This is a genomic window from Streptococcus parapneumoniae, assembly GCF_037076355.1.
GTDB lineage: Bacteria > Bacillota > Bacilli > Lactobacillales > Streptococcaceae > Streptococcus > Streptococcus parapneumoniae.
Genome location: NZ_AP026968.1, coordinates 1,715,630 through 1,739,664 on the forward strand (window position 1 = coordinate 1,715,630; position 24,035 = coordinate 1,739,664).

A 24,035-nucleotide genomic window follows, 5' to 3' on the forward strand; every position below is an offset into this window, starting at 1 on the left:
AACTTACAAAAGCGCCTCAAACTCAGCCACGGTCATTCCCAACTGCTTACTGGCAACTTCAGATGTTAGAAGACCTTGACGAACGAGATTTAGTAGCATAGACAAACTTCCTTCAGCTTTCCCGCGTTCAAGTCCTTGTTCGATACCTTCCGCCCTAGCTGTTTCCAAGGCATAGTCCTGTGCCAACAAGGCTTGTTCTTCTCGCATACGTAGTTGACTAAACATCTTCCTGTCCTCCTCGGACCAGCTCTTGTAGTCCAGCAGTTGATCTGCTTGGCTGATGGCTCGCTCAGGTTGTTGGGTAAAAGGTTTGTTACCGAAAAACTCCAACCATGGTTTGCGAATGCTATCTTTGCTGGTTTCTCTGTATTTGTTAGATCTTATTTATGATGCTCTTTCAATAGTTCTTCAAACTCAGCCACGGTCATGCCTGATTGCTCACTCGCAACCTCAGGTGTTAGAAGACCTTGACGAACCATATCCAGAAAGGCAAAAAGTTTTCCTTCTTCCCTTCCTTCAACTTTCCCGCGCTCCAATCCCTGTTCAACTCCCTCAGCTCGTCCACGTTCTAAACCCTCTGCACGACCACGTTCCAACCCTTTTTCCTCAGCTTGTTCCAAGGCATAGTCATGTGCTAACAAGGCTTGTTCTTCGCGTCTGCGTTGTTCACTAAACATTCTCCTGTCCTCCTCGGACCAGCTCTTGTAGTCCAGCAGTTGGTCTGCCTGGCTGATGGCTCGCTCGGGGTGCTGGGTAAAGGGTTTATTCCCGAAAAACTCCAACCACGGCTTGCGAACCTCGTCTTTGCTGGTTTCTCTATATTTTTTTAATTCCAAGAACGCCATCTTAACCAGATGGTTTTCTTGACCGTTATTGGTGATGGTTAAAACCTCACCTGTAGTGTCCTCTCGCATGCTAAAGCTATGAAAAGCCAGGTCATCTGAGAAATAATTGCTATCTACAATTGCGATAGCGTATACTGGTGCGATGTGTTTATAGCTCTGGTGAGTATCACCTTCACGTTGACGAATTTTTTCTAGGTTTTGATTGACCTGACTGCAAAGGTAAGCCCACAGGCGATTGATGAAAAAATTCTGATGATGTACCTGAATTTCAATGATTACTTGGGTTCCATTATCCAACTCCGCCAAGACGTCTATACTGGTATAAAAATCCTGCGCTGAGTAAGGCAGGGAGGGCAAGACATGAATATTACTTCCCTCCAAAATCGTCACATTTTTTGCTGGCAAGTCCAGCATATCGCGAATAAATTGACAAGTGATTTCTGGATTACTAAAGATTTTCTTAGCAACCAAATCGTTAGTTGGGCTGATGCCCGGATGTCTTAGAATCATCCTTTTCCTCCTTTTATTATACCACAGTTTTATACTCAATGAAAATCAAAGAGCAAACTAGGAAACTAGCCGCAGGTTGCTCAAAACACTGTTTTGAGGTTGCAGATAAGACTGACGAAGTCAGTCACATATATACGGCAAGGCGACGTTGACGTAGTTTGAAGAGATTTTCGAAGAGTATTAAATCTAGGTTTGCTAGATTCACTGCTACTATCTATTTATTCGGAAAAGAAAGGAGAAAGTTAAAAATTTTTAGACTTCACAGGTTGAAATTTACATAAAAAAGCAGCTGATTCTTTTTTTGATTCTACCATATTTCTAGCGATTACTACTATAAATAGGATACATTCCAGTTTCTAGTAGAAAAGGACTCTGAAAAGCAAATAAAACCCAGTATTAGGAAGAGTTAAATCTTATCTGAAAATGACTAGCTCTCAAGCTATAGTTTTGTGTCTAGATATAAGTATCACTAAGAAAAACTCCATAAGTAAACATACCGAAATTGGATGTTCCTACTATTCGAAAACCTCTTCAAACTACGTCAACTTTGCCTTACCTACAGCTTCAAAAGGACGTTTTGAGTCATCTGCTGGTAGATTTATTCATTGATTTTCAATCTTCTAATACTAAACAAAAATCAAACAACTATAGTAAAATAACATAAAATTTGCATAAATAGATTAGGAAAATCAAAGCAACTTCTAAGAATGTTTTAGCAATCGCAGTGTACTTTCCCAGTCTCAATCCACTATAACTCTGCACATAAAAATGGAGAAGATGGAAATCCTCTTCTCCAAATATTAACTTCTTTACAAACCAACTATAGTTGACAAAGAACCTAAAATCAATTGATAACACAGAGTCAGGTCGGTCAACTCCTTCAACTGTAGCCCTGTCAATTCTTCCCACTTATCAATCTTGTATTGGAGAGAATTGCGGTGCAGATAGAGTTTCTGGGCTGTTTTAGTGAGAACAGCACTATTTTCCCAAAGAGAGAGGATGATTTCCTGAATCTGATCTTGATCCAAAATCATCTGGTGTAGACATTCCTTGATTGGCTTCAAGTCTACAATTCTTTCCCCCATACTCCAAAGATAGAGTTGTGAAAAGGTATGAACACCTTGGTGACCCTGACGCCACCAAGTCTTAAACAAATCCCGCTCCGCTTTAATCAAGTCTGATAGGGCTTGATAGCCTGTCTGAGACCAAACCTGACCCAACATGATTGACAGACGAAGTCCAAAGTCATACTCAACCGCTTCAATCGTATCACTTAAAATAGCTCGTACAGAGGTGTATTTGTCTTGTTGAAGCACGAAAACATAATCCTGAGCTCCGACCTGAAGCACCGTCTGACAGTTGGGAAAAAGAGTCCGCATCATATCTAGCCAAGAAGCCAGATTTTCCTGCTGAAAATAGGAAAGATGACAATAAACCAGCTGAATTTTTTTAAAAGATTGCGGTGCCTGACCCTTGCCCTCAATCAGATAGGAATACCAAGGATTGAGCGAACGAGCCTGCTCCTGTTGGGTCAAGAGGGCAACCAACTGCTTTTCACGCTCACTGAGACCAGATTTCTCCAGCAAAATCCACTGCTGAGAAGCTAAAGGGAGCGTGAGATAACCCTCTTTCTCTACTGGCTGGTCTGAAATCTGAGCCTCAGGAAACCAGTCTTGTAGTTCTTTTGCCATCATGTCCTATCCCTCCACTTTTTGGATGCACCACGAAATCAAGCTCTCAAGACGTTCCAGATTTTCAGTCATATGGAGATAGCCCATCACTGCTTCAAAACCTGTGGACATACGGTAGGTCACCACATCAGCATTTTTAGCTTTGGTATGGCTATTGGTATTGCGACCACGTTTGTAGATTTCCTCTTCTTTTTCCGTCAGGATTTGCTCCTCCAACATGAGAGTAATCAGGCGAGCTTGAGCCTTAGCTGAAACATACTTGGTCGCTTCTTGGTGGAGTTTATTGGGCTTGGTCATGCCTTTGAGGATGAGGTGACGACGAATATACATAGAATACACCGCATCTCCCTCAAAAGCTAGCGCAATCCCGTTAATGAGATTGACATCAATCACGTGTCCACCTCACTCCATCCTTGGTGTCAAGGAGCTTAATTCCTTGAGCAGCCAATTGGTCACGGATCTGGTCTGCTGTGGCAAAGTCACGATTAGCACGCGCTTCTTGGCGTTTTTGGATCAAGTCTTCAATCTCTGCATCCAAAACTTCCTCAACAAAGACAATTCCAAAGACCTCTAACATAGCCGCAAGAGCTTCCTTAACACTTGCATCATAATTACCTGAGTTAATCCATTTGGCCATTTCAAAAACAACTGTGATACCGTTGGCAGAGTTGAAATCCTCATCCATAGCTGCTACAAACTTATCTTTAAAAGCTTGCAACTCTTGAGCATCTACAATTCCAGTAAATGGTTGTTCGTAAGTATTCTTCAGATACTTGAGATTAGTCTCTGCATCACACACTGCTTTTTCTGTGAAGTTGATTGGCTTACGGTAGTGTTGAGTCGCAAAGAAGAAACGAAGCACTTGGCCATCAATGGTTTTAAGAGCATCATGCACGGTGATAAAGTTACCCAAGGACTTAGACATCTTGACATTGTCGATGTTGACAAAACCATTGTGCATCCAGTAGTTGGCAAAGGTCTTGCCTGTTTTTGCTTCTGACTGGGCAATTTCATTGGTATGGTGTGGAAACTCTAGATCAGCTCCACCACCGTGGATATCAATGGTATCACCCAAAATCTCTGTCGACATGACCGAACACTCGATATGCCAGCCCGGACGACCAGGTCCCCAAGGGCTATCCCAAGAAATCTCGCCTGGTTTGGCAGATTTCCAGAGGGCAAAGTCCACAGGATTTTCCTTACGAACCGTTTCTTCATCGGTACGACCTGAAGCACCCAGCTCCAAGTCTTCCAAGGTTTTATTAGCCAATTTGGCATAGTTATGAGATTTTTCCACACGGAAATAGACATCTCCTTGGCTCTCATAAGCAAAACCTTTTTCAATCAAATCTTCCACAAAGCGGATAATGTCAGCCATAAACTCCACCACACGCGGATGGCGAGTTGCAGGCTTCACGCCTAAGGCCGTCACATCTTCACGAAAGGTAGCTATGTATTTGTCCGCAACCTCCTGAGGCGTAATACCTTCTTCCTTTGCACGGTTGATAATCTTATCATCCACATCCGTAAAATTGGAAATATAGGCAACCTCATAACCACGATACTCAAAATAGCGACGAATGGTATCAAAAGCCACCGTTGAACGGGCATTCCCCACGTGAATATAGTTATACACGGTTGGCCCACAAACATACATCTTTACCTTGCCGTCCTCAATTGGGACAAATTCTCGCAAATCACGAGACATGGTGTCATAGATTTTAATCATAAAATAATAGTCAGGAAAACTAAAATCCAAGAACAGTTAGTCTCATCACTGAGAGTTCAATTGAATTTCAGTCCGAATGTCTCTACATTTCGGAATCCCTTGCTCCTTTCTCATTCAGATAAACCACCTGAGTCTGTTTGACAAAGCCAATCTTTTCATACAAACGTTTGGCACCTACATTGCTATCTTCCACGGCAATCTGAAACTCCTTGTCATTTTGCTCAATTAGTTGGTTGACAAGGGATTTTGCTAAGTAGCTCCCATAGCCTTTCCCACGTTCAGGTTCTGATATTGCTAAACCGTAGAAGTAATTCGTATCGCTCGATAAATCAATCGTGCAAGTTCCAATAACCTGACCGTCTTTTAATAAAATATATAAGCGACTTTCTGGATCCTTCAGAGCTTCAGCGACATATCTATCCACAATCTCTCTAGACTCATGTTCCTCTGAGAATGCCTGAAATTTTAACTGACTAATTTGCTCCTGATACGAACTATCTGCTAACAAAACTTCCAGATTGGAAACATTTGCTAACGGATAAGGTCTTCTATCCTTACCTAACCAAGTTTCTGTCTCTTCATCCTCGATTAGTCCCCAGTTACTGGCAAAGTCAGGATGGCGGTCTAGAAAAACACGCTCTGTCTGAAAAGTGACTGAATGAATCGGAAAAGAAGCTGTTTCTCTCTCAAAACTAGTAAACAATGCACGCGCGATTCCCTGACGGCGATGATCTGGTTGAACCAGTATCGTCACTTCTACATCTTGGTCATCTGCATAGACGGTTAATAGACCAACAAGTTCGCCTTTTTCATAATAAAGGAAAAAGGCGGGCATGTTTGGGTCAAAATTCAGTATGTTAGAGAGATAGGGATCACGATAGGTACCGTCATAGTTTTGACAACAGTTAATTAGTTTTTTCGCCTCAGATAGCTCCTCTTGGCTTAACTTGTTTCTTGCTTGAATCATATAGGTATCCTCTACAAACCAGACGATCTGTGACTGGCATCTTTAGCCTGCTCGAGTTTATTGACATAATACTCTCGCTTTTCTTCAACCTCATGAATAACCGGCTCATCCTTCTTACCATGAAGGCGGACAATCTTGGCCGGAATACCGACAACCGTCACATCACTAGGTACGTCTGCCACGACAACTGCTGCTGCACCGACTTTGGCATTTTCACCGATTTCAACGGGTCCAATGACTTGAGCATGAGCGGATATTAAAGCTCCCTTTCGAACGGTCGGATGGCGTTTGCCACAGTCTTTCCCTGTTCCCCCAAGAGTCACCCCGTGATAAAGAAGAACACCTTTTTCAACAATCGCTGTTTCCCCAATCACCAGACCAGAACCGTGGTCGATAAAGACACCTGAATCAATCTGGGCACCTGGATGGATTTCAATCTGAGTCCAGAAGCGCCAAAACTGACTGTGCATACGAGCCAGGAGTTTGAAGCCATGCTTCCAGAGAAAATGCGAGAGACGGTGGGCCGCCAAGGCCTTGACACCTGGATAAGTCAGCAAAACCTCCAAAGTGGTGCGGGCCGCTGGATCATTTTCTTTTACGATATCAATGGTTTCGCGCCACCATCCCATACATTTCTCCTTTTCTTATTCTGAATCTTTTGGTGTTTCTGTAAATTCTTTCTTAGGTTTGTGATCCTTGTGATGACGTGGGCGTTGAGGACGTTCTGATTTTTCACCTTTTTCATCACGTTCAGGTTTTGGAGGACGAGGAAGAAGAGCTTTCATAGAGGCATCGATACGACCTTTTTCATCAATCTTAATAACCTTAACATCGACTTCATCTCCGATTTCTACCAAGTCTTCTACACGGTTAGTACGTGTCCAAGCCATCTCAGAGATATGAACAAGGGCATCTGTCTTATCAAAGAGGTTAACAAAGGCACCAAATTTCTCGATACGAACGACTTTAGCACGGTAAACTTCGTCCACCTTAGCTTCACGGACCAAACCAGCAATAATTTCTTTAGCACGGTTAATAGCATCTTGGTCGCTAGAGTAGATAGACACATTTCCTTCTTCGTCGATATCAATCTTAACGCCTGTTTCGGCGATAATCTTGTCGATGGTTTCTCCACCCTTACCGATGACAATCTTAATCTTGTCCACATCAATCTTGATGGTATCAATTTTCGGAGCAGTTGGAGCCAATTCTGGACGAACTTCTGGAATGGTTGCTTCAATCACATCAAGGATTTCAAAACGCGCTTTCTTGGCTTGGGCAAGAGCCTCAGTCAAGATTTCTGCAGTAATCCCTTGAATTTTGATATCCATTTGTAGGGCTGTAATCCCGTCACGAGTTCCTGCAACCTTGAAGTCCATATCTCCAAAGTGGTCTTCCAAACCTTGGATATCTGTCAAAACTGTATAGTTGTTTCCATCTGAGATAAGTCCCATGGCAATACCAGCTACTGGCGCCTTGATTGGCACACCACCAGCCATAAGGGCAAGAGTTCCTGCACAGATAGAAGCCTGAGATGAAGAACCGTTTGATTCCAAAACTTCTGCTACTAGACGGATAGCGTATGGGAATTCTTCCAAACTTGGCAAGACTTGAGCAAGGGCACGCTCACCGAGAGCACCGTGACCGATTTCACGACGACCTGGCGCACCGTAACGACCAGTTTCCCCTACAGAGTATTGTGGGAAGTTATAGTGGTGCATAAAGCGTTTCTTGTACTCTGGATCCAAACCATCAATGATTTGAGTTTCACCCATCGGAGCCAAGGTCAAGACTGAAAGGGCTTGAGTTTGTCCACGAGTGAAGAGACCTGAACCGTGCACACGAGGAAGGAAGTCAACAACCGCATCCAAAGGACGGATTTCATCGACCTTACGACCATCAGGACGTACCTTATCTTCTGTGATCAAACGGCGCACTTCAGCGTGTTCCATTTGTTCCAAGATTTCAGCCACATCTCGCATGATACGGTCAAATTCCTCATGGTCTGCATATTTTTCTTCGTAAACGGCAGTAACTTGGTCCTTAACTGCTTGAGTTGCAGCTTCACGAGCCAATTTTTCCTCTACTTGGACCGCTTTTTGGAGGTCACTGTTGTAGGCTGCGATGATTTCAGCTTGCAAGTCAGCGTCCACATGAAGCAATTCTACTTCTGCTTTTTCTTTACCAACTTCTGCAACGATTTCTTCTTGGAAGGCAATCAATTCTTTGACTGCTTCATGCCCTTTAAGAAGAGCTTCCAACATGATTTCTTCTGACAATTCTTTGGCACCAGACTCTACCATGTTGATGGCGTGTTTGGTACCAGCTACTGTCAATTCAAGGAGAGATTGCTCTGCCTGTTCTTGCGTAGGGTTGATGATGATTTGGCCATCTACATAGCCCACTTGTACCCCAGCGATCGGTCCATCAAACGGAATATCTGAAATAGAAAGCGCCAAGGATGAACCAAACATAGCTGCCATCGGTGCAGAAGCATTTTCATCATAAGAAAGCACGGTGTTAATCACTTGCACTTCATTACGGAAACCTTCCGCAAACATCGGACGGATTGGACGGTCAATCAAACGCGCTGTCAAAGTCGCATCTGTTGAAGGACGTCCTTCACGTTTCATAAAGCCACCAGGAAACTTCCCAGCCGCATACATTTTTTCTTCGTAGTTGACTTGAAGAGGGAAGAAATCCCCAGTTGCCATTTTCTTAGACATAACGGCAGCAGTCAAGACAGTTGACTCACCGTAACGCACGACAACAGAGCCATTTGCTTGCTTAGCAACCTGACCAGTCTCTACAATTAACTCACGACCCGCAAAAGTCGTTTGAAACACTTGTTTTGTCATTTTAATCCCCTTTGGATTGATGAAATTATACGCCTTGCCTACAAAGATCAAGATACTAAGGGCGTGAAGAATCCCGTATGAAAATAGGAGATTGACGCAGTGTGCGATGCGCACCAAGAAATCTATCTTTTTCACTAGGGATTTAGCCCGTGTTCAATTACTCAAGATATTTTGGACGTCAAAAGCAAAGTAAAAATAGGAAACTGACGAAGTCTTCGATGAAGACAAGACAGTTTATCTTTTTTACACAGCTTTTCGGCCGTGTTCAATTACTCAAGATACTAAGCCGTTAAGCAACTCAAAGGAAAATAGGAAATCGAACGACGGAGCGAATGCTCCTAGGTAGATTTATCTTTTTCCACAGAGTTGTAGGTGTGTTCAGTTACTCAATATATTTTGGACGGTTCGGCTTGCCGAATATTTCTGTAGAAAAATAGGAAGGTGACGCCGCACTCGATGAGTGCTAGTAAGCTTATCTTTTTTCCTAAGAAATGAGGCCAAAATTCAATTAAGTATCTTTTTGATATTTCCCTGAAATAGTGCGGACGGGAGGTAAAATTATCCAGTGGATGATTTTAGAAATCCAATGGAATTTCAATGGTAATTTTTAATTACTTCGCCTTCTCATTTCTATGCTCAGGCTAAAATAGTTTCCCGAACTATTTTACTCTCAAAAATCCCGTCTTAGATAATAATATTGTTATCATCTAAGATACCACGATAGCGTGAAATATCTTTTAAATACTCACTCTGTTCGTGTTTTTTGAGACACACATTATTAGATTTTGTTTAAAAAATAATCAACTTTAAACAAACTTCTACAACCTAAATACCCTCATCTTTGTATCAAGTACGTACAGAGTCTATTTTATCATATTTTTCTTAAAAAGTGCGGTCTTTACCATTAAAAAGGAACCATTCCCCTCACCTGAGAAGAATGGTTTGCTTTTTATTATCCTAGAGACTGATGATTAAACAAGGCATGTGTTGCTTGATGGATGTATTTTGCTGTTTCAGCATTGTTCATAGTGTAGAGATGCACACCGGCAACATCCTGAGTTACCAAGTCCACAATTTGGTCCACTGCATAGGCAAGTCCTGCTGCTCTGAGCGACTCAGGGTCATGCTCATACTTGTCTAAGATGGCTTTAAATTTGCGTGGAAGATGGATATTCTCACAAGTCTTCAAGAGGCGGAGAGCCTGATTTCGATTCAGAATTGGCATAATCCCTGCATGAATGGGTACATCAATCCCAGCCAAGATGCACTTGTCTTGGAAATCATAGAAGCGCTCATTGTCAAAGAAAAGCTGAGTTACGAGGCTCGAACAACCTGCATCTACTTTCTTCTTAAGATTTTGAATATCTAAAATCTGATTTGGTGAATCTGGATGACCTTCTGGATAACAAGCACCAACAATATCAAAGTGAGGGGCTTGTTCCTTGATGAACTCGATCAAGTCAGTTGCGTAGCGAAAATCCTTTTGTGGTTCCACATCAGGAATAATATCTCCACGAAGAGCCAAGATTTTCTGCACTCCAACCTTGTCCAAATCAGCAATGGTTTCAGCAACCTTGTCCTTGGTCAAATAGATGGCTGGCAAGTGAGCAATAGTCGGAATCGCCAAGTCATTTTGGATAAAGTCGGCCAAACGGACCGTTGTTTCCTTGATATTAAATTTATTATTGCTGGCAGTCACACTGATAAAGTGGGGAGCCAACTCCTGCATATCTTGAAGAGCAGAAATAATGTTATCATTACCCACGGCTGGGTTGGGAGGGAACACTTCAAATGAGAGTGACGGTGTTTGGCGTGACATAGTCATTATCCTTTTCTAGTTGATTTTTTCGTTAGCTGGATTCCTAGAATCCAAGTGAAACAGGCAGAATGACCAAACAGCGCTTCTTGAGAAATCCTTATCTTACAATTTCTCACGCGCAGCTTTCGCTGCTTCAACAAGGCGGATCAAGCTTTCTTTTGTTTCTGGAATACCACGTGTTTTCAAACCACAGTCAGGGTTGATCCAAACTTTCTTGCTTGGCACTTTAGCAAGGATGGCTTCGATTGTATTGTCGATTTCGCCTTCATTTGGTACACGAGGTGAGTGGATATCGTAAACCCCAGGGCCCACTTCTGTTTGGAAGTTTTTCGCTTTGAGTTCGTCCAAGATTTCAAGGTTTGAACGGCTAGCTTCAAAGGAAATAACATCTGCATCCATGTTGTCGATAGCTGGGATGATATCAGTAAATTCTGAATAACACATGTGAGTGTGGATTTGAGTATCTGGCGCTACTGTTGAGTGTACCAAGCGGAAGGCAGGAATTGCCCAGTCAAGGTAGTCTTCGTACCAGTCGCTACGACGGAGTGGCAATTTTTCACGAAGAGCAGCCTCGTCGATTTGAATGATTTTCACACCAGCAGCTTCAAGGTCAAGTACTTCATCCTTGATAGCAAGGGCGATTTGAAGAGTAGAATCCTTGATAGAGATGTCTTCACGTGGGAATGACCAGTTGAGGATGGTAACAGGTCCAGTCAACATACCTTTAACAGGTTTATTTGTACGGCTTTGTGCATAGCTAGACCATTTAACAGTGATAGGGTTAAGACGAGTTACATCACCCCAGATGATTGGTGGTTTCACCCCACGCATACCGTATGATTGTACCCAACCATTTTTAGAGAAGAGGTAACCTGACAAGTTTTGACCGAAGTACTCAACCATGTCGTTACGCTCAAATTCACCGTGAACAAGGACATCAAAGTCGATATCTTCTTGCCATTTGATCCATTCATCGATCGTTTCAGCAAGGAAAGCATCGTACTCTTCTTGAGACAACTCACCTTTACGATAAGCCAAACGTTTAGCACGAACTTCTTTTGTTTGAGGGAATGAACCGATAGTTGTTGTTGGAAGAGCTGGAAGTTTGAAAGCTTCTTCTTGGATAGCTTCACGTTCTGCAAAGGCTGGTAAACGAGTGTAGTCTGCATCTGTCAAGCCAGCGATACGCGCACGAAGTTCCGCATTTTCACCAACACGCTCAGTCGCAAAGAGTTCTTTGTTAGCTGCAAGTGCTTCTTCACCTTGACCATTGCGGATAGCATCCAAATCACGAATCTCATCCAATTTTTCAACTGCAAAGGCAAAGTGGTTCAAGATTGCTGGTTCAAATTCTTCATTAGCAGTTGTAAATGGCACATGAAGAAGTGAGCATGAGCTTGTCAACACAATGTTTTCAGCTGGGATTTGCTCAAGAACAGCCAAGCTCTTTTCGTAGTTGTTACGCCAGATGTTTTTACCATTGACAATACCTGCATAAAGAGTCTTGTCAGCTGGGAAGCCACCTTTAACCAATTCAAGAGTTTTCTTACCTTCAACGAAATCAAGACCGATAGCATCTACTGGCAATTTCACAAGGTCAGCGTAAACGTCACGAACGTCACCGAAGTAAGTTTGAAGCAAGACTTCAAGACCTTTTTTGTCAGCCAAGAGTTTGTTGTAGAGGTTCAAGAAGAGAGCTTTTTCTTCGGCTGTCAAGTCTTTTACAAGAGCCGCTTCATCCAATTGGATGCGAGTCGCACCAAGTTCAGCCAATTTTGCAAAAACTTCTTGGTAAGCAGCAACTAAGCTGTCTACGAAGTCTTCTGCTTTCACGCCTTCTTCAAAGTCTGACAATTGAAGGAAAGTGAATGGACCTACAAGGACAGGACGAGTGTTGAGACCAAGTTCTTTAGCTTCTTGGAACTCATCAAAGATCTTGTGACCTGCAAGTTTGACTTGAGTGTCTTTTTCAAATTTAGGAACGATGTAGTGGTAGTTGGTATTGAACCATTTTTTCATTGGAAGGGCGCGAACGTCTCCTTTTTCTCCTTGGTAACCACGACCCAAAGCGAAATAGCGCTCAAGGTCAGACAAGTCCAAATTTTGAACTGAAGCAGGTACCACGTTGAAAAGGAAAGCTGCATCTAGGAAGTTGTCATAGTGAGAAAAGTCATTTGATGGAATTTCAGTGATGCCTTTTTCTTTGACAATGTTCCAGTGTTTAGCACGCAAGTCTTTTGCGGCTGCCAAGAGTTCTTCTTCTGAGATTTCTTTTCTAAAGTATTTTTCAGTTGTAAATTTTAATTCGCGGAATTCGCCCAAACGAGGGAAACCGATGATTGTAGTTGACATGATGTGTCCTCCAAAATTTGTTGTTGAAACTATCTTAACAGAAAAGAATGCGTCTGTATAATTGTAAAAAATTAGGCTTTGATATAGTTTGAAACTATATCTCTGTTTTATACAAAAGAAAAAGACTTGAAACAAATGCCTCAAATCCTTTGTGTAGCTTGTTTTTTAACTATATTTCCGTTAGACTGGCCAAACGCGTTATTAGTAATTCTTATAAGTGACTATGACTTGTTATTAGAAAAGACTATAATACTCTTCGAAAATCAAATTCAAACCGCGTCAACGTCGCCTTGCCGTACTCAAGTACAGCCTGCGGCTAGTTTCCTAGTTTGCTCTTTGATTTTCATTGAGTATGAGTCTACTCTAATCAACTCTTTTCCTGTTCAAGGGGGACGACTGCTAGTGTCTTTCCTAAACTGGCTAAAACTTTCAAGACTGTATCCAACTGAGGACTTGTCTTGCCTGTTTCCATCCTAGCTATGACAGGCTGGCTTACTCCACTGAATTCTTCCAGCTTTTTCTGGCTGATTCCTTGGTCATGCCTAGCCTCAATCAGCTCACTCATGATAGCCACTCGCATATCACTTTCAAGAATTTCCTCCTTTGTAAAGAGTTGAGATCGGACATCCTTCCAGTTACTCCCAATAGCACTATTCTCCATCACTTAGCCCTCTTTCTTTTACGTCTATGTATAATGAGCGAATTATGATTCGATAGATTGACCAGCGGGTTTAAAGTTGGAACTAGCTTGTTTCTTAAGCGCTTTTCCTTTTCTAGGATAGAGCAGATCCTGTTTTGATAATCCTAATTTTCCATGATGAATCCAATAGTAAATGGTTGAAATTCCCACGTTAACGCCCTTAGCCATCACCATCATTTCAGGCGAAAATTTTTGGTTATGATAGTGGAGAATCTTTTCCTTTAGTTCCTTGGTCAAGCTTGATTTCTTGACCGAGCGCTTGCGATTATTTTCATAAAATTGTTGAGCGTAGTCGGCAGAGTAAAGCTCTTTACCCCCCTTTCCCAAGACATTTTCGGACTGTCCCACGCTTGATTTCAGTATGGATGTTTGAGGAGCTTTTCCAAATAGAGAGGCAATTTCTCTATTTGATTTTCCTTCTTTTTTCCATCGTTCGATTAAGCAACGACTATCGATTGTCAAATGTTTGCCTTTTGTAGTATAATTGTCTTGCATTTCTGTGCCTTTTAATCATTTCAATCTTAAATTGGACTTTTTTTACTTGGGTTGTACTTAATCTATGAGGAAGACAAGAAAAAGAATATCAATCAAGTAAAGTCACAAAATCACATTAGCTCCGAGCAACCATTGCAAATTGAGGTACTCATACAATGATTAAAACATTTCTTTCTGCCCTTTCTGTCATTCTCTTCGCTATCCCTATCATAGCTTATTCTTTTTTCCCATCTTCTAATCTTAATATTTGGCTATCTACCAGACCTATCTTGGCACAGATTTATGCCTTCCCCTTAGCTACTGCAACTATGGCTTCTATTTTAAGTTTCGTATTTTTTTCCCTATCTTTTTACAAGAAAAATAAACAAATACGGTTTTACTCTGGCATTTTGCTCTTATTATCGCTCATATTACTATTATTCGGAACAGATAAAACCCTTTCTTCCACATCAAATAAGACTAAAACCTTAAAATTAGTAACTTGGAACGTCGCTAATCAAATAGAAGCACAACATATTGAGCGAATTTTTAGCCATTTTGATGCTGATATGGCTATATTCCCTGAACTAGCTACCAATATCAGAGGTGAGCAAGAAAACCAGAGAATCAAACTATTGTTTCATCAAGTTGGACTTTCTATAGCCAACTATGATATTTTTACTTCTCCACCTACTGACAGTGGAATAGCTCCTGTGACTGTGATTGTCAAGAAAAGTTATGGTTTCTATACAGAAGCTAAAACTTTCCATACAACACGGTTCGGGACAATTGTATTACATTCGAGAAAACAAAATATACCAGATATCATTGCTTTGCATACTGCTCCTCCTCTGCCAGGTTTAATGGAAATCTGGAAGCAAGACTTAAACATCATTCATAATCAATTGGCTTCAAAATATCCAAAGGCTATTATTGCAGGTGATTTTAATGCAACTATGCGTCATGGAGCACTTGCAAAAATAAGCTCTCATAGGGACGCATTAAATGTACTACCACCTTTTGAAAGAGGAACTTGGAATAGCCAAAGTCCAAAACTTTTTAATGCAACGATAGATCATATCTTATTGCCTAAAAACCACTACTATGTTAGAGATTTAGACATTGTAAGTTTTCAAAACTCTGATCATAGATGTATTTTTACAGAAATCACATTTTAATTATTTTATATAAAATCACCCCTCTAGTGTTCATAAACTAGAGGGGGAATTTGTATCATACTATCGTTTAACGCACTTCTGCATTCACTTTTTCTTCGAGCGATGCTTGGATTTTTTCCATATAGCGTGCGACTTCTTCGTCCGTTAAGCTATCTTCTGGATTTTGGAAGGTCAAGCTATAAGCCATTGACTTCATACCAAGTCCCAATTTCTCACCTGAGAAGACGTCAAAGAGTTTGATATCTGTCAAACGTTTCACGCCGGCAGCTTGGATAGCATCTACAACTTCTTGATGAGTCACTTCTGCCTTGAGGAGAAGGGCAACGTCACGGCTGACTGCCGGGAATTTGGTGATTTCTACAAATGGAGTCGCTGGCTGAAGCGCAGCTTCGATGGCTGAAAGGTTGAGCTCAGCTACATACGTTTCTGGAATATCGTAGGCCTTGGCAGTGACTGGATGCACTTGGCCAAGGAAACCAAGAACTTGGTCACCGAGTGAAATCATAGCTGTACGACCTGGGTGGAGGCTAGCAATTTCAGATGTTGCTGTATAAGTTACTTGGAGTCCCAAACGAGCAAAGAGGGCTTCAAGGATTCCCTTAGCATAGAAGAAATCAACTGGAACTGCTGCTGTTTGGAAATCTTTTTCAGCAACCAATCCTGTCAAGGCAAAGGCAAAACTGTTGATTTCATTTGGAAGTTCTTCTTTTGGATTACCTGTTTGTTCAAAGACTTTTCCAATCTCGTAAAGGGCCAAGTTTTTGTTCTTACGAGCCACGTTGTAAGCAACTGTATCTAGGATACCTGAAATCATATTTTGACGGAGAACAGAACGGTCCACTGTCATTGGCCACATGAGTTCAGTAAGGTTGCTTGGTTGAGCCGTAAACTCAACTGCTTTTTCAGGAGTTGTTAGAGCATAGGTGATGATTTCTGTCAAACCTGCTCCTTCAGCAATGGTACGAACTTGACGGCGAAGTTTTTGTGTCGCAGTCAATTCACCAGCTGTACCGTCATCTTTTGGAAGACTGGTTGGCAAGCGGTCATAACCATAGATACGAGCGATTTCTTCAAAAAGGTCTGCTTCGATGGTGATATCCCAACGACGACGTGGTACGCTGACTGTAAAGCTGTCTGCATGTCCAGAAAGACCAAAGCCAAGACGACGGAAGACGTCTTCTACATCCGCGTAAGAAAGTTCTGTACCAAGGACACGGTTAACATCAGCAAGAGTTGAAGAAACTTCCACATCAGAGGTATCAAGCTCACCCGCTGAAACGATACCTTTACGCACCGTCGCACCTGCAAGTTCTGCAATCATGCTAGCCGCCGCATCAAGGGCTTCGTTAACAGTTGCCACATTAATCCCTTTTTCAAAACGAGAAGATGACTCAGAACGAAGGTTAAGACGACCACTTGTCTTACGGATAGATTTGCCATTGAAAACAGCAGCTTCAAGGACAACACGACTAGATTTTTCAGAGATTTCTGTTGCTTGACCACCCATGACACCTGCAAGGGCTACTGGCTTGTCTGCGACAGTGATGACTAGGTCATTCACGTCCAAGTCACGTTCTTCACCGTCCAAGGTCACCAATTTTTCACCAGCACGCGCTTCACGCACACGGATGTCAATCCCTTCAAAGGTATCCAAGTCAAAGGCGTGCATTGGTTGACCAAAGTAGAGAAGGATGTAGTTGGTCACGTCCACTACGTTATTGATTGGACGGATTCCTTCATTCATGAGAAGGTTTTGCAACCACTGTGGACTTGGTGCGATAGTCACATTGTCCAAGATACGAGCTGCATAGTAAGGCGCCTTGTCTGTCTCAATGCTCACAGAAAGAGCATCTGCTGCAGCTTGGTCAGTTTCTGAAAGAGTAAATTCTTTAAAGTTGACTGCCTTGTTATAGATGGCTGCCACTTCGTGAGCCACCCCACGCATAGAAAGGGCATCTGCACGGTTAGGTGTAATTGAAAGTTCGATGATTTCATCATCCAAGTCTAGATATGAGAAGACTTCCTCACCTGGAACGGCATTTTCTGGCAAGATTTGGATACCATCTGCAAATTCCTTAGGTACAACGGAGTCAGAAATGCCCAATTCACCAAGTGAACAGATCATCCCGAGTGACTCTAAGCCACGGATTTTTCCTTTTTTGATTTTGTAGTTGTCAGCGATACGAGCTCCCGGAAGTGCCACCATAACCTTGATACCAGCACGCACATTTGGGGCACCACAGACGATTTGACGGGCTTCTTCTTCGCCAACGTTAACCTGACAAACATGGAGGTGAGTTTCTGGCACATCTTCGCAAGACAATACCTCACCGACGACAATTTTTGAGAGACCAGCAGCTGGTGATTCGACACCTTCTACCTCGATCCCTGTAGTTGACATTTTTTCAGCCAACTCTTGTGATGGAACATCAATATCCACCAATTCTTTTAACCATTTATAAGATACAAGCATAATTTAGTTCTCCAGAATGACAGTTGCCACTCTAGTTCTTTTCCTTTCCTATCATTTCAATAGAAGAATCATCTTCTTACCTTAATTTCTTTCTCAGTAACCAATCCGTATCTACTTTTTGACCAACCATAAAATGATGTTGGCTAAATTTTTCAAAACCATATCGATTATAAAACGCTTGAGCTTTTGTATTATGTTCCCAAACACCTAGCCAAGCCCAGGAAAAACTATTTTTGGTAGCAAGTTCAAGAGCAAATTCAAACAGTTGCTTACCGAATCCAAATCCTTGGAATTTTTGTAGCACATAGAGGCGTTGAATTTCAAAAGCATCCTCTAATTCTCTCTCACTCTGAGCACTTCCCCAGTTGACTTTGAGAAAACCAGCTATCTCCTCTTCATGCATAATGAAATAGGTTTCAGATTCTGGATTTTCCAACTCAGTTGACAAAACTCTCAAACTATAAGCATCTTCAAAGTATTCCTGTAACTGCTCTTCCGTATTATCATGAGCAAATGTTTCACGAAAGGTTTGTTTGGCAATTTTAGCCAACACCTCAACATCTGCCATTTCTACTTTTCTAATCATTATTTAAACTGCTCTGAGAAGCGAACATCTCCTTGGTAGAAGCCACGAATATCGTTGATTCCGTAACGGAGCATAGCTACACGCTCTTGTCCAAGACCAAAGGCAAATCCAGAGTAAACAGTCGCATCGATGCCACTCATCTCAAGGACACGTGGGTGAACCATACCGGCACCCATAATTTCGATCCAACCTGTTTTCTTACATACGTTACAGCCTTCTCCACCACACTTGAAGCAAGAAACATCCACCTCAACAGATGGCTCTGTGAATGGGAAGTAAGATGGACGCAGACGGATCTGACGCTCTTCACCGAACATTTTTTGCACAATCAATTGAAGGGTTCCTTGAAGATCAGCCATAGAGATATTTTTCCCAACAACCAAGCCTTCGATTTGGTGGAACTGGTGACTGTGGGTTGCATCGTCCGTATCACGACGGAAGACACGCCCTGGTGAGATCATTTTCAAAGGACCTTTAGAGAAATCATGGGCATCCATAGCACGCGCTTGAACTGGAGACGTATGGGTACGGAGTAAGATCTCTTCTGTGATATAGAATGTGTCCTGCATATCACGAGCTGGGTGGTCTTTTGGAAGGTTCATACGTTCAAAGTTATAGTAGTCTTGCTCCACTTCAAAACCATCCACGACTTGGTAACCCATCCCAATGAAAATATCTTCGATTTCTTCACTAGTTTGTGTCAAAACATGACGGTGACCAGTAGCAACTGGACGACCTGGAAGCGTCACATCGATACTCTCGCTAGCTAACTGTGCAGCGACTTTCTTTTCTTCCAAGAGCTTAGCTGTTTCTTCAAAGGCTGCTGTCAAGACATCACGAGCCTCATTGACGTGTTTCCCAATGATTGGACGCATCTCAGCAGAAACATCTTTCATCCCTTTGAGGATTTCAGTGAGCGAACCCTTTTTACCAAGGACAGAGACACGCAAATCTTGCATCTCTTTTTCATTTTCAGCAGTAATCTGCTTCAAGCTAGCCAGCGTTTCTTCACGAAGCGCTTTTAATTGTTCTTCAATAGTTGACATAATTCCTCCATCAGTCGCTCGTAGATAAAAAGAAAACCACATGCCAAAAACTCCACTCGGAGCGTTGACACGCGGTACCATCCGTTTTCATCTGACAAGTCAGACCTTCATTTCTAAATCCATGCGCAAGTGAATTCACCCAGCTTTCATATAGAGAGCTTACAGTCACGGCTCTCCTCCCTGATATACTTCCCTTGAGTTACTAGTCTTGCAGATTTCTATTCAATTACTACTTAGTTTATCAGATTTTTACCATTCTTGCAAGACCTATCTCACTTCTGCTTGTTAGCTTATTCTTATCTAAATCAACTATTTATAATTTCTGTAACAAAATTAAATTAATTAATCCCCCTATAAAATAAAGAGGTTTAGAATTTGATGTCTTCCAAACCTCTTTATTTCATATTTAATGAGATGTTGCCTTAACCGTGATAATATCTAATCATCAATAAACAAACTATTTGAATAAGGATTCTCCATTTGATTCAATCACTTCTTTATACCAAGTAAAGGACATTTTCTTATATCGATTGAATGTACCACTTCCATCATCGTTTCGATCAACATAAATGAGACCGTACCTTTTAGAAAGTTGTGCAGTGGACATAGAAACACAGTCAATACATCCCCAAGACGTATAGCCCATAATTTCAACACCATCCTGTAGAGCTTCAGCAACTTGCAATAAATGTTCTTTCATATACTGAATTCTATAATCATCTTGGACGGTTAAGTTATTAAGTTCATCTTTTATTAGTTGATCTTTAGCACCTAATCCGTTTTCCACTATAAATAATGGGATTTGATAACGGTCATAATATCTATTTAAAATTATACGTAGTCCAATTGGATCAATTTGCCATCCCCACTCAGAAGACTCTAAATAAGGATTTACTAAACCACCAATAATATTCCCTTGTCCTGAATTATACTGTGTTGGAAGAGCAGATTGAGTCACACTCATGTAATAGCTAAACGATAAAAAATCTACAGTATAATTTTTTAATAACTCTGCATCTTCAGCTGCAAACTCTATGTTAATGTCATGTTCCTTGAAATATCTTTTTGCATAATTCGGATAATAACCTCTAACATGCACATCTGAAAATAGATAATTTAGATTCTCATACTCATGAGTCGCCCATACATCTTTTGGATTTGGAGTCATTGGATAAGCTGGCATAGCTAATACCATACACCCCACCTTAAACTCTGAATTAATCTCACGAGCAATTTTTGTAACCAAACTCGAGGCGACTAATTCATGATGTATAGCTTGATATAATTCTTGTTTCGAAAGATTCTCCTTAGGTATATCTATTCCTCCACTAGTAAACGGTAATTCCAAAACAGAGTTTACTTCGTTAAATGTAAGCCAATATTTAACTTTATCTTTATACCTTTTTAAAACTGTTCGAGCAAATTTTTCATAAAAATGAATCATTCTCCTATCAATCCATCCATGATATTTTCTTGATAAATATAATGGAGTCTCATAGTGTGAAAGAGTTACAAGTGGTTCTATCCCATGAGCATGTAGTTCATCAAATAATTCATCATAATATTTCAAACCAGCTTCGTTAGGTTCTTCCTCATCTCCTTTTGGAAAAATTCTACTCCATGCAATAGAAGTACGAAAAACATTAAAGCCCATTTCAGAAAACAAGGATATATCTTCCTTATATTTATGATAAAAATCAATACCTATCAATTTTAAGTTATCTTCTGTAGGATTTTCTGTTGCTTCTCCTAATCCACCTTTGGGTAACACATCCTGAACTGATAAGCCCTTACCATCTTCATTATATGCTCCCTCTACTTGATTAGCTGCAACAGCTCCACCCCAAAGAAAATCATCTGGAAAAATGGTCATAACTTTCCTCCATTATAATATTACCAGTAATTCCTTAGAATGCTCGATTGTCTGATTATTAGGTAATACTAATACATCTAGAAAATCATTGGTATTCGTTACAATTACTGGTGTAACGGTTTCGTAGCCTTTACTCTTGATTAAATTCAAGTCCATTTCAAAAATCAACTGATTTTTGAAAACTCTGTCTCCTTCTTCTACATGACTAATAAAACCTTGACCTTTTAGCTCAACAGTATCTAATCCAATATGAATTAGTAACTCAATACCCTCATCACTCTTCAATCCAATTGCGTGCTTAGTCGGAAAAATATTTGTAATTTTCCCATCGAATGGTGCATAAACCTTACCTTCACTTGGGATAATCGCTACTCCGTCTCCAATTAGTTTATCTGAAAAGGTTTTATCCTGGACATCGCTTAACGGAATGATTTCTCCTGATATAGGAGAAAATATCATTTTTTTATTTGAAACTCCAGCTTCAACTTCTAAATTACTAGAACTCTCTTCTTCATCGATTCCAAATATATAAGCTAATACAAAGGTAATAACAACCGAAATGACCGCCACAATTAAAGCATTTACAATATTTGATGGTGCATCAGAATAAATAAATTGAGGCAACGCTATCAAAGATGGGACAGCAAATAGATAGGCTTTAACACTAGTAAGACCTGCAAATAATCCCGCTAATCCACCACCAATCATAGCTGCATAAAGCGGTTTTTTATATTTTAAAGTCACACCATATAATGCAGGTTCGGTAATTCCTGCAAGTAAGGCTGAGAAACCTGCTGCAAAAGCAATTTGTTTTGTATTATTATTTTTACTCTTTAATGCAACAGCCATCGAAGCAGCCCCTTGAGCTAAGTTTGACCCTAACATTGCTGGAAGAATTAATACGTCTGGAGTAGCAATAGATGCCGCCAAAAAAATAGGTGCAAAAGCCCAATGCATTCCAGTCATAACAATAAATGGCATAATAGCACCAAGAATAGCTAATGTAAGCCATCCAGCTACACCATACATTTGCCCAACTAGATTTGATAATCCTTCACCAACAATTACTCCAATAGGTCCGACTACAACTAAGGCAATAAAGCTTGATACTAATAATACTAGCGTAGGTTGCAAAAAACTCTTAGTAACAGCTGGTGTTAATTTAGCAATCATTTTTTCAATATATTTCATCAACCAAACCATAATAAGAATTGGAATGACTGATGAACCATAACTAGCTGGTGTCACAGGTGCACCAAATAAACTAAGAGGATTCCCTGATTGCACCATTTGAACAAAATTTGGATGGAGAAGTACACCTGCTACAGACATAGCTAATGTAGATGTTACTTTTAATTTTTGTGATGCAGAATAAGCTAATAACAGCGGTAAGAAATAATATGGAGCATCACCAAAGAATGTCAAAAAAGAAATAGTCTGAGAATCTGATTGCAATATACCAAGCATTGGTAAAATGATTACCAAGACTTTCAACATACCTCCCCCTAACATTGCTGGAATGATTGGAGTCATGGAACCAGCGATATACTCAATGATTCGTTCTAAAATATTCCCTTTGTGCCCTTGATCAACTGAATCTGTTTCAAAATTGCCAAGTTTAATGAATTCTTTATAATAATTGGCTACATCATTACCAAGTATAATTTGATATTGCCCATTCTTTTTCATAATACCTATTACACCTGGTATCTTCTTCACATCATCATCATTGACTAAATTTTCATCTTTTAATTCTAATCTTAAACGTGTTACACAATGGGTAACTCTATTGACATTTTTTTCGCCTCCAATTACATCGAGGATTTTTTGTACCGTATCTTTATAACTCATGGTATTCTCCTATTCTATTAATCTAAATTTTTTGTTAAGCGACGAATATGAGCCATCAAATAAACTAATTCACTAGAAGTCAGCAAATAATTGTACTCAGTTTGTATAAACATTGCCACCTGTTTACCACATTCATATTCCCTAGGATATTTATTTTTCATTAATGCTAACAAGTCTTCATCATCATCGTCACAATAAGTTGTATTTTCAACCAAACGATGGGCAAATAATTTTATATGAGTTATGAATCTATAATAATCAATAGAATCTTGGTTAAACTCAGTACAATAGAAATCTTGAATGATTTTCTCAATTCCCATAATTATTTCAGTGATTTTATACGACTCTTGAAAATTATTTTCTAAATTAGCATTAACAAAATGTAGCGCTATGAATGCAGCTTCGTCAATTGGAAGTTCAATACCTAACTCTTTTTTTATTATTTGTAAAGCCCTTTTCCCAAGCTCAAATTCTTCTTTATAATATTTCGAGATTTCCCAACGTAGGGGATTCGAAATAATAACTCCTTCTTTATAACGTTCTATACTCGAAGAAATATGATCCGTTAGATTTATATAGATAATCTCATCAAAATTATTACCCAATGTTATTTTACCGAGATTAATTATTTTTTCGGTGATGTACACCAACTCCAAAGGAACGTTAATAAACATCTCTGTAAAACGGGTCATATTATCTCTATTTTTGAGAAAAAAACTTTTCTCAATATCAATTGGATTTACTTTATCTCCAATTTTTCTTCCAAAAGCTATTCCCCTTCCAAAAAGAAGAATATCGATATCTTTTTTACTTTGCGCAATTACAGCATTGTGGTTTAGTATTCGTTTTATGATCATAAAATTTCCCTTTTAAAATAAAAGGAACCTACTTAAAAACATCAAGAAACTTCTTCCGATGTGATTAAATAGGTTCCTGCTCACTTGTATTAGTGATAACATCCTTTTATTTCAATTTTTAATGGTGACATGAAGCTTAAATAATTAATAACTCTGCAACCATTTTCATTTTAAGATATTTCAATCTATTTGTCAAGTACTTGTAGAAATTTGTATGTGTCGTAAT

Annotated in this window: 17 protein-coding genes and 2 pseudogenes; 1 reads left to right on the forward strand and 18 read right to left on the reverse strand. The window is 40.3% G+C overall.

Features of this window, described 5'->3' with window-relative positions:
* Nucleotides 1–3: 3 nt before the first annotated feature.
* The 12 genes and pseudogenes from SP4011_RS08710 to SP4011_RS08765 form a co-directional block, all read right to left on the reverse strand.
* Nucleotides 4–372: pseudogene (locus SP4011_RS08710) on the reverse strand (hypothetical protein); the annotation flags it as partial.
* Nucleotides 373–380: 8 nt separating this feature from the next.
* Entirely contained in the window at nucleotides 381–1,355 is a 975-nt protein-coding gene (locus SP4011_RS08715) for an Rpn family recombination-promoting nuclease/putative transposase (protein ID WP_050260956.1), read from the reverse strand.
* Between the two features lie 809 nt (nucleotides 1,356–2,164).
* Entirely contained in the window at nucleotides 2,165–3,049 is an 885-nt protein-coding gene (locus tag SP4011_RS08720) for a helix-turn-helix domain-containing protein (RefSeq protein ID WP_050260955.1), read from the reverse strand.
* A gap of 3 nt (nucleotides 3,050–3,052) precedes the next feature.
* Complete coding sequence (locus SP4011_RS08725) at nucleotides 3,053–3,439, reverse strand: Mini-ribonuclease 3 (RefSeq protein ID WP_338618840.1); 387 nt, start codon at nucleotides 3,437–3,439, stop codon at nucleotides 3,053–3,055.
* On the reverse strand, nucleotides 3,432–4,775 hold the full coding sequence (gene cysS, locus SP4011_RS08730; RefSeq protein ID WP_338620415.1) for a cysteine--tRNA ligase: 1,344 nt from the start codon (nucleotides 4,773–4,775) through the stop codon (nucleotides 3,432–3,434). The genes SP4011_RS08725 and cysS overlap by 8 nt, the downstream gene beginning before the upstream one ends.
* Before the next feature lie 82 nt (nucleotides 4,776–4,857).
* On the reverse strand, nucleotides 4,858–5,742 hold the full coding sequence (locus tag SP4011_RS08735) for a GNAT family N-acetyltransferase (RefSeq protein WP_338618842.1): 885 nt from the start codon (nucleotides 5,740–5,742) through the stop codon (nucleotides 4,858–4,860).
* Between the two features lie 11 nt (nucleotides 5,743–5,753).
* Nucleotides 5,754–6,371, reverse strand: coding sequence for a serine O-acetyltransferase (gene cysE / locus SP4011_RS08740; RefSeq protein WP_000539974.1), 618 nt, complete (start codon nucleotides 6,369–6,371; stop codon nucleotides 5,754–5,756).
* Between the two features lie 15 nt (nucleotides 6,372–6,386).
* Nucleotides 6,387–8,600 carry a polyribonucleotide nucleotidyltransferase gene (gene pnp / locus SP4011_RS08745; RefSeq protein WP_338618844.1) on the reverse strand — a complete coding sequence of 738 codons (2,214 nt, stop codon included), beginning with the start codon at nucleotides 8,598–8,600 and terminating at the stop codon, nucleotides 6,387–6,389.
* A gap of 952 nt (nucleotides 8,601–9,552) precedes the next feature.
* Complete coding sequence (gene metF / locus SP4011_RS08750) at nucleotides 9,553–10,419, reverse strand: methylenetetrahydrofolate reductase [NAD(P)H] (RefSeq protein ID WP_338618846.1); 867 nt, start codon at nucleotides 10,417–10,419, stop codon at nucleotides 9,553–9,555.
* A gap of 102 nt (nucleotides 10,420–10,521) precedes the next feature.
* Nucleotides 10,522–12,771 (reverse strand): 5-methyltetrahydropteroyltriglutamate--homocysteine S-methyltransferase, encoded by a 2,250-nt coding sequence (metE, locus tag SP4011_RS08755; protein ID WP_049511043.1) that lies wholly within the window; start codon nucleotides 12,769–12,771, stop codon nucleotides 10,522–10,524.
* A 367-nt stretch (nucleotides 12,772–13,138) separates the two neighbouring features.
* Nucleotides 13,139–13,432, reverse strand: coding sequence for a helix-turn-helix domain-containing protein (locus tag SP4011_RS08760; protein WP_112445038.1), 294 nt, complete (start codon nucleotides 13,430–13,432; stop codon nucleotides 13,139–13,141).
* Between the two features lie 48 nt (nucleotides 13,433–13,480).
* Nucleotides 13,481–13,966, reverse strand: a pseudogene (locus SP4011_RS08765) (transposase); the annotation flags it as partial.
* Nucleotides 13,967–14,121: 155 nt separating this feature from the next.
* On the opposite strand from SP4011_RS08765, the gene SP4011_RS08770 reads away from it, so the two are divergent.
* Nucleotides 14,122–15,123 carry an endonuclease/exonuclease/phosphatase family protein gene (locus SP4011_RS08770; RefSeq protein ID WP_173212697.1) on the forward strand — a complete coding sequence of 334 codons (1,002 nt, stop codon included), beginning with the start codon at nucleotides 14,122–14,124 and terminating at the stop codon, nucleotides 15,121–15,123.
* A gap of 67 nt (nucleotides 15,124–15,190) precedes the next feature.
* On the opposite strand, the gene pheT is transcribed toward SP4011_RS08770, so the two are convergent.
* From pheT to licT, 6 genes are all read right to left on the reverse strand, one after another.
* Complete coding sequence (gene pheT / locus SP4011_RS08775) at nucleotides 15,191–17,596, reverse strand: phenylalanine--tRNA ligase subunit beta (RefSeq protein ID WP_338618849.1); 2,406 nt, start codon at nucleotides 17,594–17,596, stop codon at nucleotides 15,191–15,193.
* 76 nt (nucleotides 17,597–17,672) lie between these two features.
* Complete coding sequence (locus SP4011_RS08780) at nucleotides 17,673–18,182, reverse strand: N-acetyltransferase (protein ID WP_338618850.1); 510 nt, start codon at nucleotides 18,180–18,182, stop codon at nucleotides 17,673–17,675.
* Nucleotides 18,182–19,228 (reverse strand): phenylalanine--tRNA ligase subunit alpha, encoded by a 1,047-nt coding sequence (gene pheS, locus SP4011_RS08785; RefSeq protein WP_000103743.1) that lies wholly within the window; start codon nucleotides 19,226–19,228, stop codon nucleotides 18,182–18,184. The genes SP4011_RS08780 and pheS overlap by 1 nt, the downstream gene beginning before the upstream one ends.
* A gap of 457 nt (nucleotides 19,229–19,685) precedes the next feature.
* A complete protein-coding gene (locus SP4011_RS08790) occupies nucleotides 19,686–21,101 on the reverse strand; it encodes a glycoside hydrolase family 1 protein (RefSeq protein ID WP_338618851.1) in 1,416 nt (471 codons plus the stop codon).
* 12 nt (nucleotides 21,102–21,113) lie between these two features.
* Entirely contained in the window at nucleotides 21,114–22,952 is a 1,839-nt protein-coding gene (locus SP4011_RS08795) for a beta-glucoside-specific PTS transporter subunit IIABC (protein WP_164226404.1), read from the reverse strand.
* 17 nt (nucleotides 22,953–22,969) lie between these two features.
* Nucleotides 22,970–23,809, reverse strand: a complete 840-nt coding sequence (licT, locus tag SP4011_RS08800; protein WP_050242269.1) for a BglG family transcription antiterminator LicT — start codon at nucleotides 23,807–23,809, stop codon at nucleotides 22,970–22,972.
* Nucleotides 23,810–24,035: the final 226 nt, after the last annotated feature.

What these genes read in the sequence shown, in the direction of transcription:
- SP4011_RS08715 (WP_050260956.1), bottom strand. Translation starts at nt 1,355, where the DNA reads ATGATTCTAAGACATCCGGGCATCAGCCCAACTAACGATTTGGTTGCT.
- SP4011_RS08720 (WP_050260955.1), bottom strand. Translation starts at nt 3,049, where the DNA reads ATGATGGCAAAAGAACTACAAGACTGGTTTCCTGAGGCTCAGATTTCA.
- cysS (WP_338620415.1), bottom strand. Translation starts at nt 4,775, where the DNA reads ATGATTAAAATCTATGACACCATGTCTCGTGATTTGCGAGAATTTGTC.
- SP4011_RS08735 (WP_338618842.1), bottom strand. Translation starts at nt 5,742, where the DNA reads ATGATTCAAGCAAGAAACAAGTTAAGCCAAGAGGAGCTATCTGAGGCG.
- cysE (WP_000539974.1), bottom strand. Translation starts at nt 6,371, where the DNA reads ATGGGATGGTGGCGCGAAACCATTGATATCGTAAAAGAAAATGATCCA.
- pnp (WP_338618844.1), bottom strand. Translation starts at nt 8,600, where the DNA reads ATGACAAAACAAGTGTTTCAAACGACTTTTGCGGGTCGTGAGTTAATT.
- metF (WP_338618846.1), bottom strand. Translation starts at nt 10,419, where the DNA reads ATGTCACGCCAAACACCGTCACTCTCATTTGAAGTGTTCCCTCCCAAC.
- metE (WP_049511043.1), bottom strand. Translation starts at nt 12,771, where the DNA reads ATGTCAACTACAATCATCGGTTTCCCTCGTTTGGGCGAATTCCGCGAA.
- SP4011_RS08760 (WP_112445038.1), bottom strand. Translation starts at nt 13,432, where the DNA reads ATGGAGAATAGTGCTATTGGGAGTAACTGGAAGGATGTCCGATCTCAA.
- SP4011_RS08770 (WP_173212697.1), top strand. Translation starts at nt 14,122, where the DNA reads ATGATTAAAACATTTCTTTCTGCCCTTTCTGTCATTCTCTTCGCTATC.
- pheT (WP_338618849.1), bottom strand. Translation starts at nt 17,596, where the DNA reads ATGCTTGTATCTTATAAATGGTTAAAAGAATTGGTGGATATTGATGTT.
- SP4011_RS08780 (WP_338618850.1), bottom strand. Translation starts at nt 18,182, where the DNA reads ATGATTAGAAAAGTAGAAATGGCAGATGTTGAGGTGTTGGCTAAAATT.
- pheS (WP_000103743.1), bottom strand. Translation starts at nt 19,228, where the DNA reads ATGTCAACTATTGAAGAACAATTAAAAGCGCTTCGTGAAGAAACGCTG.
- SP4011_RS08790 (WP_338618851.1), bottom strand. Translation starts at nt 21,101, where the DNA reads ATGACCATTTTTCCAGATGATTTTCTTTGGGGTGGAGCTGTTGCAGCT.
- SP4011_RS08795 (WP_164226404.1), bottom strand. Translation starts at nt 22,952, where the DNA reads ATGAGTTATAAAGATACGGTACAAAAAATCCTCGATGTAATTGGAGGC.
- licT (WP_050242269.1), bottom strand. Translation starts at nt 23,809, where the DNA reads ATGATCATAAAACGAATACTAAACCACAATGCTGTAATTGCGCAAAGT.